13 protein-coding genes are annotated in these 12,328 nt (G+C 64.5%); 6 read left to right on the top strand and 7 right to left on the bottom strand.

The genetic code is table 11. The annotated features are described in order from the left end of the window. The first annotated feature begins 53 nt into the window (after positions 1–53). Genes JHX88_RS04865 through recR form a run of 4 tightly spaced genes read left to right on the top strand, consistent with a single transcriptional unit; the run spans position 54 to position 4,346 of the window. Complete coding sequence (locus JHX88_RS04865; protein ID WP_076525746.1) at positions 54–1,538, top strand: inorganic phosphate transporter; 1,485 nt, start codon at positions 54–56, stop codon at positions 1,536–1,538. 56 nt (positions 1,539–1,594) lie between these two features. After that, the gene (locus tag JHX88_RS04860) at positions 1,595–3,394 is read left to right on the top strand and encodes a DNA polymerase III subunit gamma/tau (protein WP_076525744.1); all 1,800 of its coding nucleotides are present in this window, start codon (positions 1,595–1,597) and stop codon (positions 3,392–3,394) included. A 3-nt stretch (positions 3,395–3,397) separates the two neighbouring features. Continuing rightward, a complete protein-coding gene (locus tag JHX88_RS04855) occupies positions 3,398–3,742 on the top strand; it encodes a YbaB/EbfC family nucleoid-associated protein (protein WP_076525742.1) in 345 nt (114 codons plus the stop codon). 4 nt (positions 3,743–3,746) lie between these two features. Beyond that, positions 3,747–4,346 carry a recombination mediator RecR gene (gene recR, locus JHX88_RS04850; protein WP_076525740.1) on the top strand — a complete coding sequence of 200 codons (600 nt, stop codon included), beginning with the start codon at positions 3,747–3,749 and terminating at the stop codon, positions 4,344–4,346. Positions 4,347–4,527: 181 nt separating this feature from the next. On the opposite strand, the gene JHX88_RS04845 is transcribed toward recR, so the two are convergent. Both JHX88_RS04845 and JHX88_RS04840 read right to left on the bottom strand, forming a co-directional pair. Beyond that, positions 4,528–4,968, bottom strand: coding sequence for a GNAT family N-acetyltransferase (locus JHX88_RS04845; RefSeq protein WP_272848189.1), 441 nt, complete (start codon positions 4,966–4,968; stop codon positions 4,528–4,530). 213 nt (positions 4,969–5,181) lie between these two features. Next, positions 5,182–5,634: an Hsp20 family protein gene (locus JHX88_RS04840; RefSeq protein WP_076525738.1), complete on the bottom strand. Its 453-nt coding sequence runs from the start codon at positions 5,632–5,634 to the stop codon at positions 5,182–5,184. A gap of 247 nt (positions 5,635–5,881) precedes the next feature. Here JHX88_RS04840 and JHX88_RS04835 point away from each other — a divergent pair, with 247 nt between their 5' ends. Next, on the top strand, positions 5,882–6,643 hold the full coding sequence (locus tag JHX88_RS04835) for a DUF599 domain-containing protein (RefSeq protein ID WP_084203117.1): 762 nt from the start codon (positions 5,882–5,884) through the stop codon (positions 6,641–6,643). Here JHX88_RS04835 and JHX88_RS04830 read toward each other — a convergent pair. Beyond that, on the bottom strand, positions 6,564–7,748 hold the full coding sequence (locus JHX88_RS04830; RefSeq protein ID WP_076525918.1) for an MFS transporter: 1,185 nt from the start codon (positions 7,746–7,748) through the stop codon (positions 6,564–6,566). The two genes, JHX88_RS04835 and JHX88_RS04830, sit on opposite strands and share 80 nt — an antisense overlap. A gap of 104 nt (positions 7,749–7,852) precedes the next feature. Beyond that, positions 7,853–8,251: a hypothetical protein gene (locus JHX88_RS04825; RefSeq protein ID WP_272848188.1), complete on the bottom strand. Its 399-nt coding sequence runs from the start codon at positions 8,249–8,251 to the stop codon at positions 7,853–7,855. Positions 8,252–8,306: 55 nt separating this feature from the next. Between JHX88_RS04825 and JHX88_RS04820 the strand changes: the two genes are divergently transcribed. After that, positions 8,307–9,080 carry an alpha/beta fold hydrolase gene (locus JHX88_RS04820; protein ID WP_076525732.1) on the top strand — a complete coding sequence of 258 codons (774 nt, stop codon included), beginning with the start codon at positions 8,307–8,309 and terminating at the stop codon, positions 9,078–9,080. A 348-nt stretch (positions 9,081–9,428) separates the two neighbouring features. On the opposite strand, the gene zapA is transcribed toward JHX88_RS04820, so the two are convergent. The 3 genes from zapA to JHX88_RS04805 all read right to left on the bottom strand — a co-directional run bounded on the left by zapA (position 9,429) and on the right by JHX88_RS04805 (position 12,309). After that, positions 9,429–9,791, bottom strand: coding sequence for a cell division protein ZapA (zapA, locus tag JHX88_RS04815; RefSeq protein ID WP_076525730.1), 363 nt, complete (start codon positions 9,789–9,791; stop codon positions 9,429–9,431). Continuing rightward, positions 9,791–10,411, bottom strand: a complete 621-nt coding sequence (locus JHX88_RS04810; protein WP_076525728.1) for a hypothetical protein — start codon at positions 10,409–10,411, stop codon at positions 9,791–9,793. The genes zapA and JHX88_RS04810 overlap by 1 nt, the downstream gene beginning before the upstream one ends. 107 nt (positions 10,412–10,518) lie before the next feature. Then, on the bottom strand, positions 10,519–12,309 hold the full coding sequence (locus JHX88_RS04805) for a BCCT family transporter (RefSeq protein WP_084203102.1): 1,791 nt from the start codon (positions 12,307–12,309) through the stop codon (positions 10,519–10,521). Between the last annotated feature and the right edge of the window lie 19 nt (positions 12,310–12,328).

Raw genomic sequence — 12,328 nt, 5'->3', positions numbered from 1 at the left:
TGATCTGCAGGTGAATCCCGCCTAGTCAAACCCTGCCGCAGCATGGGGGCCACATGTCCGACAAAGATTTCGAAGCGCGCCATCTCGAGACGCTGGACCGCGATCTCGGCAGGTTCTCGAAACTCGAACTGGCCGCGGCCTATACCGGCCGCCCGCTGGTCGGGCCCGGCATCGCGCTTGTCTTCATCGTGCTGGCCGGCCTGGCCGCATCGCTGTTCCTGGGGCAAGGCAACAACGCTCTGGTCGTCACCATTGCCGCGGGGTTCGGTGCATATATGGCGCTGAATATCGGTGCCAATGACGTCGCCAACAACATGGGCCCTGCGGTGGGGGCCAATGCCCTGACCATGGGCGGCGCCATCGCCATCGCGGCGATCTTCGAAAGCGCGGGCGCGCTGATCGCCGGGGGCGACGTGGTCTCGACCATATCCAAGGGAATCATCGCGCCGACCAGTCTGGCCGACAGCGCGATCTTCATCTGGGCGATGATGGCGGCGCTGTTATCCTCGGCGCTCTGGGTCAATCTGGCGACATGGATCGGCGCACCGGTCTCGACCACTCATTCAGTCGTGGGCGGCGTCATGGGCGCGGGCATCGCGGCTGCGGGTTTCAGTGCCGTCAGCTGGGGCACGATGGGCGCGATTGCCGCAAGCTGGGTGATCTCGCCCGCGCTTGGCGGGCTGCTGGCCGCCGGTTTCCTGTGGTTCATCAAGGCCCGGATCATCTATCGCGACGACAAGCTCGCCGCCGCAAGGATCTGGGTGCCGGTGCTGGTGGGGATTATGGCCGGCACGTTTACCGCCTATCTTGCGCTGAAAGGGCTCAAGCACCTGATCTCGGTCTCGATGGGGCTGGCGCTGCTGATCGGGCTGGTCCTGGGCGCGGTGGCATGGCTGGGAATGATCCCGGTGATCCGCCATCAATCGCAGGGGCTGGAGAACCGCAACAAATCGCTCAAAGTCCTGTTTGGCATCCCGCTGGTCGTGTCCGCCGCGCTGCTCAGCTTTGCCCATGGCGCGAATGACGTCGCGAACGCGGTCGGGCCGCTGGCCGCCATCGTCGCGGCATCGCAGACCGGCAGCTTTGCCGAGGCCGTCACCATCCCCTTCTGGGTCATGCTAATCGGCGCCTTCGGGATCTCCTTCGGGCTGTTCCTCTTCGGGCCGAAACTGATCCGCATGGTCGGCAGCCAGATCACCAAGCTGAACCCGATGCGCGCCTATTGCGTGGCCCTGTCGGCAGCGATCACCGTGATCATCGCAAGCTGGCTGGGGCTGCCCGTCAGTTCCACCCATATCGCGGTCGGCGCGGTCTTCGGCGTCGGCTTCTTCCGTGAATGGGACGCCGAGCGCCGTTTGCGCCGCGCCCATATCGCAATCCCCGACCGCCCCCGCATCGGCTCTGACGAGCGCCGCCGCCGCAAGCTGGTGCGCCGCTCGCATGTGCTGACCATCGTCGCCGCATGGATCGTCACGGTTCCCGCTGCCGCGATCCTCTCGGCGGTGATCTTTTCCGGAATTCGCCTGCTGACGATGTGACCCCGGTTGCCGCCGCCCGACCCCACAGCTAGAGTGGCGCGACCGCCGAGGTGAGGATGAGCGAAGACAAACCCGCATATCAGGTGCTGGCCCGCAAATACCGGCCCGAAACCTTTGCCGATCTTGTCGGCCAGGACGCGATGGTGCGCACGCTGAAGAACGCCTTTGCCGCCGACCGGATCGCGCAGGCCTTCATCATGACCGGCATTCGCGGCACCGGGAAAACCACCACCGCCCGGATCATCTCGAAGGGCATGAACTGCGTCGGTCCCGACGGTCAGGGCGGTCCCACGACCGAGCCCTGCGGACAATGCGAACATTGCGTGGCGATCAGCGAAGGCCGGCATGTCGATGTGCTGGAGATGGACGCGGCCTCGCGCACCGGCGTCGGCGATATCCGCGAGATCATCGAATCGGTGCATTACCGGGCGGCCTCGGCGCGCTACAAGATTTATATCATCGACGAGGTCCACATGCTCTCGACCAGCGCCTTCAACGCGCTGCTCAAGACGCTGGAAGAACCGCCCCCGCATGTGAAATTCATCTTCGCCACGACCGAGATCCGCAAGGTCCCTGTCACCGTCCTGTCGCGCTGCCAGCGTTTCGACCTGCGCCGGATAGAGCCCGAGGTGATGATCGCGCTGCTGCGCCGCATCGCCACAGCGGAAAACGCGCAGATCACCGACGAGGCACTGGCCCTGATCACCCGCGCCGCCGAAGGCTCGGCCCGCGACGCGACCAGCCTGCTGGATCAGGCGATCAGCCATGGCGCCGGTGAAACCGGGGCCGAGCAGGTCCGGGCGATGCTGGGCCTGGCCGATCGGGGCCGGGTCATCGACCTGTTCGAGATGATCCTGCGCGGCGACGCCGCCAGCGCCCTGACCGAGCTGCAATCGCAATATGCCGATGGCGCCGACCCGATGGCAGTGCTGCGCGACCTGGCCGAGATCACGCATTGGATCTCGGTCGTCAAGATCACCCCCGAGGCGATGGAAGACCCCACCATCTCGCCCGATGAACGCACGCGCGGACAGGATCTGGCCGGACGCCTGCCGATGCGGGTGCTGACCCGGATGTGGCAGATGCTGCTCAAGGCGCTGGAAGAGGTCTCTGCCGCGCCCAATGCAATGATGGCCGCCGAGATGGCGATCATCCGCCTGACCCATGTCGCCGACCTGCCCGACCCCGAGGCGCTGATCCGCAAGGTCCAGCAGTCGCGGGCGGCGGGTGATTTCACGCGCGGGCCAGCCGCGCCTGCCGCCCCGAACGGACAGGCCCCCCGCGCCGCCCGCCCTGCACCTCCGGTCGCGATGCAATCCGGCGCCACGCACCCCTCGGGCGCGGCCACGGCGCTGGCCGTCTCGCCCGACGCTTTCGCGGCCTATCCCGATTTCGCCTCGGTCATGGAGCTGATCCGGCGCATGGGCGATATGCTTTTGCTGGTGCAGGTCGAGCGCCATGTCGCGCTGGTCCGCTACAGCCCCGGCCGGATCGAGTTCGAACCCCGCGCCAACCCGCCCGCCGACCTGGCGCAGCGGCTGGCCGAACGGCTGCGCGGCTGGTGCGGCGGGCAGCGTTGGGTGGTGACCGTCTCGAATGGCGGCGGCGGCCCGACCATCGCCGAGACCCGCGAGGCCGATATGAAAGCGGCGCGCGAACGGGCGCTGCAACTGCCCATCGTGCAGCAGGTGCTGGCCGCCTTTCCGGGGGCGGAACTGAAAAACGTCTCGCGGATCGCGCCGGAACCGCTACAGACCGACGAGATCGCCGCCGAGGGCGCGGCGAACCCGCATGACATGACACAGGGACCCGTTGCGGAAGTCGAGGAATGGGATCCGTTCGAGGATGAGGATTAAGGAATGTTCAAGGGATTGGGCGGCATTGGCGACATGTCGAAGATGATGAAGGCCGCCAAGGACATGCAGGACCGCATGCAGCAGATGCAGGCGGATATGGAGAAGATCACCGTCACCGGCGAATCCGGCGCCGGGCTGGTCAAGGCCACCGCCACCGCCAAGGGCGAGTTGACGGCGCTGGATATCGACCCGTCGATCTTCCAGCCAAGCGAGAAAGAGGTCGTCGAGGACCTGATCCTCGCCGCCATCAAGGATGCGCAGCGCAAGGCGCAGGACAAGATGCAATCGGAAATGTCCCGCATCACCGAAGAACTCGGCCTGCCCGCCGATATGAAGCTGCCGTTCTGACGCGATGGCCGAGGGCAGCGACGACATCCAGGCGCTGATCGCCCTGATGGCAAGGCTGCCCGGCCTCGGCCCCCGCTCGGCCCGGCGCATCGTGCTGCAGCTTATCCGCAAGCGCAACGGCCAGATGACCCAGCTTGCCCAGCTTCTGGACAATGTCGCCCGGAATTCGCGCGAGTGCCTGACCTGCGGCAATATCACCGACCGCGACGAATGCGCGATCTGCGCCGATCCGGCCCGCGCCAATGGCGAGATCTGCGTGGTCGAGGATGTCGCCGATCTCTGGGCGCTCGAACGCGGCCGGGCCTTTCGCGGCCGCTACCATGTGCTTGGCGGCACGCTTTCCGCGCTGGACGAGATCGGCCCAGAGGATCTGGGCATCCCCGCCCTGGTCGACCGCATCGGGCGCGAGGGCATAAGCGAAGTCATCCTGGCGCTGAACGCCACCGTGGAAGGCCAGACCACCGCCCACTACATCTCGGACGCGCTGGCGGAGAGCGGTGTCTCGATCACCGGCCTCGCGCAGGGCGTGCCCATCGGCGGCGAACTCGACTATCTCGACGACGGCACCATCAGCGCAGCCCTGCGGGCGCGGCGCAGGCTTTAGGAGTCCTGTGCATCCTGATGTATCGGCTCACGAGTTGGACAACATTTCGTAGCTTGGAGCTGACCAGTTCCTCAGGGATCTCTTTCCGGATTGATAAGTGATGTCAGAATATGATCTCGCCAGCATCCCGCGATCAGCAGATAATCCCGTGCACGCCCTTCGGTTTCGAATCCTAAGCGTTTCAGAAGTTTGCGCTCCTTGTGTTTTCGGGAATATAGTTGGCCATGATCCGGTGCAGCCGATACTCTTGAAAGACATACGGGATCAATACGGAGAGCCCCTCAAACATGAGATTCCGCCCCTGGCACCTCGCATCAATTGAATAGCCGAGATTGCAAGCCAGGAAAGCACCACGCACAACATTGGTGAAATTGGCAACCGCCATGACCTCCGCATCACCATGCAATCTTGCCGCGAAACGATACGAATGCCCCTCGGATATTTCTTCGGCAAATTGTTTGGCACGCTTCTCCCATTCTGGGATGGTGTGATAACCATCGGGACGCGAGTGCTCCCATGGTTCCAGATGCCTTGCATTGCGCATGTAGTATGCCTGAAGCTCCGGAGCATCTTCTTCGGAAATGAGGCGTAAGGATATTCGTCTACTCTCGATCACCGTCATACCAACCACCTTCCAATCCACGTATGCGGGAGGCGTATAGTCGCTGATCAAAGGCTGTCAAATCGGACAGATTGTCCGCGGGCGCGACCGACCACCCCACACAGAAAGGCGGCCCGAAAGCCGCCCTTCTTCTTCATCCAAATATCCCGGGGGAGTGAGGAGCGTCAGCGACGAGCGGGGGCAGCGCCCCCGATCATCGCATGAAACCGGGTGTCAAGCGTCCAGCTTCTCCACCTTCGGCGCGGATTTGGCGATCTCGATCCGGCGCGGCTTCAGTGCCTCGGGGATCTCGCGTACCAGGTCGATATGCAGCATGCCATCGACATGGCTGGCGCCCTCGACGCGGACATGATCGGCCAGGGTGAACTTGCGCTCGAAGGCGCGGGTGGCGATGCCGCGATGCAGGTAGCTGCGGCTCTCATCTTCCTCGGCCTTCTGAGCCGAGACGATGACGGCGCTGTCACGCAGCTCGACGCTCAGATCGTCGGGAGCAAAACCCGCCACGGCGATCGAGATACGATAGCTGTCCTCACCGGTCTTCTCGATATTGTAGGGGGGATAGGTCGGCGCGGCCACATCGGCCGTCAGCGCGCGATCCATGACATCGGCCAGCCGATCAAAACCCACGGTGGCGCGATAAAGCGGGGTCAGGTCGAAATTACGCATCAGTCACATCCTTTCATAAGCGATGCTATGTCAGTGCCCCCCGATCTCCGGGCGGGCGGCTCACCGGCGCCATTCAGGCCGCCGATGCCAGAAATCTGGGAGCAGATTCGCGGCTTTCAAGACCTTTCATGCAACTTTTAACAATACCTCCGCTTTCCACCGGATCACCTCACGGCCTATGGTTCCGATACACCCTCGGGACGCGAAACCGGTATCCCCCCTTGCTGGAAATGCTATAGAAATGGACATGTTCGCCAATATCCCCTTCGCCGCCGAATTGACGCCGCTCGATCTGGCAGCCGTCCTGTTTCTGTTTGTCGCATGGTTCGGCATCGGCTGGATCACCGAGAACCCGCCTGCCGGCAAACCCTCGGTCTCTGTGCTGATGAAGCGCTATCGCCGGGAATGGATGCAGCAATTCGTCACCCGCGATCCACGCATCTTCGACGGCAATATCCTGGCCAGCCTGCGCGAGGGCACGGCGTTCTTCGCCTCGGCCTGCATGATCGCCATCGGCGGCGCGCTGGCCATGATCGGTAATACCGACCGGCTTCGCGGCATCGTGCAGGAATTCGAGTTGGAACACGGCACCGCGCTTCTGTGGGAGCTGAAGCTGCTGGTGCCGATGTTCTTCATCGTCAACGCCTTCCTGAAATTCGTCTGGTCGCACCGGCTTTTCGGCTATTGCGCGATCATGATGGCAGCAGTTCCGAACGAATCCGACCACCCGATGGCCCGCGACCGCGCCCGGCAGGCGGCGGAACTGAACATCACCGCCGCCCGCAGCTTCAATGCCGGGCTGCGCTCGGTCTATTTCGCGCTCGGGGGGCTGGCATGGCTGGCCGGGGCCTGGGCGCTCACCGTTGCGGCGGCGGTCGTGCTCTTCGTGACATGGCGGCGCGAATTCGCCTCGAACTCGCGCCGTGTCATCATGCGCAGCCTTCCGGCACCGCAACTGCCCGATCCTGTCGTACCGCCAGCATCAGAACCAGGACCCCCGCAGCCGTAAGCGCGATCCCGACAAGACCCGGCGCCCGCCAGCCCCATCCGGCGGCAAGGGCGGCCCCGGCGAGGAACGGCCCCAGGGCATTGGCGGCATTGAAGGCGGCATGGTTCATGGCAGCGGCCATGCTCTGCGCGGGACCGGCCACATCCATCAGCCGGGTCTGCAGCGGAATGACCAGCCCCGCCCCCGCCGCCAGCAGGAAGGAGGACAGGACCATCAGCATCCAGTCACCCACGACCAGCGCGGCAAAGCCCTGGGTCACGGCCATGGCGGCAAGGCTGACATAGGCGGCGCGGATCTGGCCTAACCGCTCGGTCATCTGCCCGGCGGCCCATGTGCCAAGCGTGCCGCCCACCCCGAACATCGCCAGGGCCAGCGGGATCGCCCAGCCCGGCGCATCCGTCGTGGCCAGCATCGCCGCCGTCAGAAAGGCATAAACGGCGAACAAGCCGCCAAAGCCGATCGCGCCCACCGCCAGCAGCCACAGCACCCTGGGGTTGCGCAGCGCCTGCAACTCGTCCCATGGGCGCGCATCGGGATTGCCGCCCACGCGCGGTGCCAGCCGCAGGATCGCCCAGGCCGAGATCAGCGCCAGCAATCCAGGCAGCGCAAAGCCCCAACGCCAGCCTATCCCCTGCCCCAGGGCCCCGGCCAGCGGCACCCCGGCGATATTGGCGACCGTCAGCCCCATGATGATCTGCGCCGCACCCCGTGCACGATGCTCGCGCGGCAAGGCGTCGGCAGCATAGAGCATCGCCACCCCCAGGAAACCGCCATGCGGCAAACCTGCCAGGAAACGCATCCCCGTCAGCATGGCAAAGCCCGGCAGGACCGCGGCCAACAGGTTCATGACCCCGTAAAACGCCATCAGTGCCGCCAGGTAACGCCGCCGCGGGAGCCTCGCCCCAAGGATCGAGGTCAGCGGTGCGCCGATGACCACGCCAAGCGCATAGGCGCTGATGACATGACCCGCCTGCGGCTCGGTCAACCCCAGATCGCCCGCGAAATAGGGCAAGAGACCCATCGCCGCGAATTCCGATGTCCCGATCGCAAAGGCCCCCAATGCGAGGGCCATGAGGGCGGGCCGCATGCTGCGCGAATCACTCATGACGAGTCCTTTCCTGTTCGCGGCCAAGATCATGCTGCGGCGCAGCACAAGCAAGGGCCCGAACAGGCAAGGCAGCATTGCGATACACGCAAGGCGCGAGAGGCTCAGAGAGAGCCGCGCCGGATCATCACCCAGATCAACACCGCGGCAAGCAGCATCAGCCCGAACAGCACCGAGGCCGCGAAATTCAGCGCACGGTTGCGCCAGCGGCTCATTTCTCCGAGCGGTTGCAGATGCGCGATCAGCGCGTGATGGGCGCGGCTGATGGCAGGCAAATCCAGTTGCCGGGCGATCCTGGGCTGGGCGCTGTGCAGATCGGCCTCGGCCAGAACCTTGGCCATCCGCCGCAATTTGCGCGGCAAGGCCCCTCCCCGGCGCCTAAGCATGGCTTGCATGTCCGGGCGCTCGCCCCGGCGGGCTCCGCCGAATCGATCCGCCATCAGCCGTGCAACCTCATCGGCCATGTCGCGGACATCTTCGATTGTCTGTGCATCGCGAGTCATGCCCATGTCATAGACGGGATGGCGCGCGCAGGCCAGACGTCATAGGATCGCCACCATGAAGCTGAATCACTCCGTCACCGGGCAGGATCAGGGCCTGCCGATCCTGCTGGTTCACGGCCTGTTCGGACAGGGCCGCAACCTGGGCGCCATCGCCCGGCGCCTCTCTGAACAGCGGCGGGTCATCCTTGTGGACCTGCGCAATCACGGCGACAGCCCGCATGATCCCGATCACAGCTATGCCGCCATGGCCGGAGACTTGGCCGCGGTGATCGAGGCATTCGGCGGGCGCGTCGATCTGGCAGGGCATTCCATGGGCGGCAAGGCCGCGATGCATCTGGCGCTGACCCGACCGGAACTGATCCGCAAGCTGGTGGTGATGGATATCGCGCCGGTGAGCTATGGCCACAGCCAGAACCATCTTGTCGAGGCGATGCAGGCGATGGATCTGCAGGGGCTCAACCGGCGCAGCGAAGCCGACAAGCGGCTTGCCGAGCATATCGATGATGCCGGCCTGCGGGCCTTCTTCCTGCAATCGCTGGACCTGAAATCCGATCCGCCCCGCTGGCGGTTGAACCTGCCGGCACTGCACGACTGGATGGATCGCACGACCGGCTGGCCCAAGGGCCTGCCCAAGGCGGCATTCGACGGCCCGGCCCTGTTCATGGCCGGTGCCGAATCGGATTACGTGGATGACGCGGGCGAGGCCGCCATCCGCGAATATTTCCCGCAAGCGCGGTTACTGCGCATCAAGCATGCCGGGCATTGGATGCATGCCGATGCGCCCGAGGCGGTGGCCGAGACCCTGGCGGCCTTCATGAGTGGTGGGTGACCGGTAGCGGTTCGGGTCAAGCGGGTATCATTACCTGCAAGATCCTAACAACGGGTTAATGGCCACGCATTTTCATCCAGCCATAGCGAGCACGGGAAAATCACTCCGGGCCTGACCGCCCCGCAGGCAGCATGGCCGCCAATCACGATCTGCCCATCGAATCAACTGCAACATATTACGTTTACCCATTGATCATGAACGATCAATACCGCATCCCGCTCAGTAAGCCGCTTCTTCTTCATGCAAATATCCCGGGGGAGCGCCCGGAACGGGCGCGGGGGCAGCGCCCCCAGCCATCACCTGGAAGAATATCCCAACTCACACCCGATCTTCGGGAAAGAACGCAGCTCAACCGTTCTGCTGATCTTCCAGCCGCTCGGCCAGCGATTCGGCGCGGGCGGCCAGCTCGGCCATCGCCTCTTTCAGGTCGGACGGGATCACCGGCACCTCGACCCGGGTCGGGTTGGATTGCAGGCGGTTGGCAAGCCGCTCGGCCTTCTCGGCCCGTGCCTCCATCGACGCGAAACGATCTGCCAGCATCAGCCCGGCCAGCAGCAGCAGGCGCGGCTCGGGCATCCGTCCCGCCTGCTCGATGATCTGCCGCGCCTCGCCATCCAGGATCTCGGCAGCGCGTTGCAGCTGCTTTTCCTCGCCATCCTGGGTTCCAAGGCTGTATTCCTTGTGGCCAATGGTGAATTCGACTTCCGCCATTACTTGTCCTCCACCCCGGTCTCGTCCTCGGGCGCATCCTCGTAAACGCCGGAGAAGAGCCCCTGCCTGTCCCGGTCTTCCGTATCTCCGCCATCTTCGGGCACGCCCGCATCGTCGCCAGCCATCTCCGGCACGGGCGCGGCACCGTGATCCGCTTCGGGCAGAAGGCGTTCGAGTTCGATGATGATATCGCCGAGATTCGAAATCTCCGCGGCACGCGCGGCACGCAGGGCCTCGATCTCGGCCTCCAGCGCCTCGCGAATGGCGGTGACGGAATCCCCGTCGGCCTGTGCCGCGGCGGTCTCGATCAACGCCCGGTTCGATGCCGCCAGCTCGTCATTCGCCGCTGCCAGCCGCGCCGCCTGTTCACTGGCCTCGACCAGGCGATCCTCGCCATCTCCCGGGGCGGGTTCGGCCGGGGCGCCATTGCCTTTTCGCAATTCGGCGATCTCGGCCTTCAGGCGGGTATTTTCGCTCTGCGCCGCTTCCAGCGCATCCCTCAGGCCCGGATCGTCCGCGCCATCCGCCGGCGCAGATCGGGGGCGGCCCGTTTCCAGGATCTGGTCGATGCGATCGAGTGCGGCACTGAGACGGCGTTCACTGGCGGCAATTTCGCTCATCGTGGCGGTCCTTCGGAATCTATATTCCCGGTTTTGGCACCCATGGGACAATAAAACAAGAACGGGCGGGAATTTTCCCGCCCGTTCCGATGACTATCGCGGCAAACTCAGGCGAGTTCTCGCCGCTCCGCGATCAATCCTTTGACCATGGCCCAGCTTGCCCCGAGCAGCACCAGCGTAAAGGGCAGCCCGGTCGAGACGGCCATGGCCTGCAGCGCGGCCAGGCCGCCGCCCAGCAGCAGGGCGATGGCCACCAGGCCCTCGATCGTGCACCAGAAGATCCGCTGCGGCACCGGCGCATTGACCTTGCCGCCTGCCGAGATCGTGTCGATCACCAGCGAACCGGAATCGGACGAGGTCACGAAGAAGACGATGACCAGGATGATGCCCACCGTGCTCGTGATCGTGGTCCAGGGCAGATGTGTCAGCATTTCGAACAGCTTGAGTTCCAAGGCCGCGCTTCCGATCGTGTCGATACCCTCTGCGGTCATCGAGATCGCGGTGCCGCCAAGCGCCGTCATCCACAGAACCGAGATCAGCATCGGCACGATCAGCACGGCGATCAGGAATTCCCGCACCGTGCGGCCCCGCGAAACGCGGGCGATGAACATGCCGACAAAGGGTGACCAGCTGATCCACCAGGCCCAGTAGAAGGCCGTCCAACCCTGGCGGAAGTTGTCGTCGTCGCGCCCGAACGGGTTCGACAGCGGCAGGACCTCTTTCGCGTAAGCGCCAAGATTGCCGAAGAAACCGGTGATGATGTTCATCGTCGGTCCGACAGCGATGATGAAGAACAGCAACAGGACCGCAAGGCCCATGTTCAGCTCGGACAGGCGCTTCACGCCTTTCTCGACGCCAAGAACCACCGACATCAACGCAACCGCGGTGATCAGCACGATCAGCACCACCTTCGTGGTCGAGCTCGCTCCGAACAGGCCCAGGAAGTTGAAACCAGCCGTCGCCTGCTCGGCCCCGATGCCCAGCGAGGTCGCAAGGCCGAACAGGGTCGCCAGCACGGCCATCACGTCGATGACATGCCCGGGCCAGCCCCAGACGCGCTCGCCCAGCAGCGGATAAAAGACCGAACGCAGCGTCAGCGGCAGCCCCTTGTTATAGGCGAACAGTGCCAGCGACAGTGCCACCACCGCATAGATTGCCCAAGGGTGCAGCCCCCAGTGGAAGATCGTCGCGGCCATGCCAAGACGCCTTGCCGCGGCCTCGTCGCCCTCGGCACCGTTCAGGGGCGCCCAATCGGTCCGCACGCCGTCCTCGACGACCGTACCACTGAATGCTGCCTGGAAATGCCCCAGAGGTTCGCTGACCCCATAGAACATCAACCCGATGCCCATACCGGCGGCAAACAGCATCGCGAACCAGCCGGTCATCGAAAAGTCCGGCGTCGCTTCGGGACCGCCCAGGCGCACCTTGCCCAGGGGCGAGACGATCAGCGCTAGGCAAAGCAGCACGAAGATGTTGCCGGCCAGGAGGAAGAACCAGTCGAAGGTCGAGGTGACCCAGCCGCGAAGCCCCTCGAAGGCCGTCTGGATGCCGCTCGCCTGAGCGACGCCGTCGATATCCGGCACCGCCGTCATGATCTGCAGAATGATGGTGACGGCGGTAAACAGAACCACGGCGCCCGCCGAAATGGCGAATACCGGATTGTGAATGTCAAAGGGAAACGGCGCCTTTCCCTCGATATTGTCCTGTCCGACCTCGAACTCGGTTTCGATGATCTCGGTCGGACCTTCCGGCGTGGGCAGCGCCTCTTCGCCGGTTTCTGGAGGTTCCGGCTCGAAGCGGCCTCTCAGGGCTTCGCGCTCGCGCTGTTCATCGCCAGGTCGGCCCTTGTGCCCCTTGCGGGGGTCCTTGCCTGGCGGGTTGGGTGTTTGATCTGACATGCGTCCCTTTCTCGCTCCG

Source organism: Paracoccus saliphilus (assembly GCF_028553805.1).
GTDB classification, from domain to species: Bacteria; Pseudomonadota; Alphaproteobacteria; order Rhodobacterales; family Rhodobacteraceae; genus Paracoccus; species Paracoccus saliphilus.
The sequence above is the reverse complement of the archived record's forward strand: the minus strand, read 5'-3'. Positions and strand labels throughout refer to the sequence as shown.

What these genes read in the sequence shown, in the direction of transcription:
- JHX88_RS04865 (WP_076525746.1), top strand. Translation starts at nt 54, where the DNA reads ATGTCCGACAAAGATTTCGAAGCGCGCCATCTCGAGACGCTGGACCGC.
- JHX88_RS04860 (WP_076525744.1), top strand. Translation starts at nt 1,595, where the DNA reads ATGAGCGAAGACAAACCCGCATATCAGGTGCTGGCCCGCAAATACCGG.
- JHX88_RS04855 (WP_076525742.1), top strand. Translation starts at nt 3,398, where the DNA reads ATGTTCAAGGGATTGGGCGGCATTGGCGACATGTCGAAGATGATGAAG.
- recR (WP_076525740.1), top strand. Translation starts at nt 3,747, where the DNA reads ATGGCCGAGGGCAGCGACGACATCCAGGCGCTGATCGCCCTGATGGCA.
- JHX88_RS04845 (WP_272848189.1), bottom strand. Translation starts at nt 4,968, where the DNA reads ATGACGGTGATCGAGAGTAGACGAATATCCTTACGCCTCATTTCCGAA.
- JHX88_RS04840 (WP_076525738.1), bottom strand. Translation starts at nt 5,634, where the DNA reads ATGCGTAATTTCGACCTGACCCCGCTTTATCGCGCCACCGTGGGTTTT.
- JHX88_RS04835 (WP_084203117.1), top strand. Translation starts at nt 5,882, where the DNA reads ATGTTCGCCAATATCCCCTTCGCCGCCGAATTGACGCCGCTCGATCTG.
- JHX88_RS04830 (WP_076525918.1), bottom strand. Translation starts at nt 7,748, where the DNA reads ATGAGTGATTCGCGCAGCATGCGGCCCGCCCTCATGGCCCTCGCATTG.
- JHX88_RS04825 (WP_272848188.1), bottom strand. Translation starts at nt 8,251, where the DNA reads ATGACTCGCGATGCACAGACAATCGAAGATGTCCGCGACATGGCCGAT.
- JHX88_RS04820 (WP_076525732.1), top strand. Translation starts at nt 8,307, where the DNA reads ATGAAGCTGAATCACTCCGTCACCGGGCAGGATCAGGGCCTGCCGATC.
- zapA (WP_076525730.1), bottom strand. Translation starts at nt 9,791, where the DNA reads ATGGCGGAAGTCGAATTCACCATTGGCCACAAGGAATACAGCCTTGGA.
- JHX88_RS04810 (WP_076525728.1), bottom strand. Translation starts at nt 10,411, where the DNA reads ATGAGCGAAATTGCCGCCAGTGAACGCCGTCTCAGTGCCGCACTCGAT.
- JHX88_RS04805 (WP_084203102.1), bottom strand. Translation starts at nt 12,309, where the DNA reads ATGTCAGATCAAACACCCAACCCGCCAGGCAAGGACCCCCGCAAGGGG.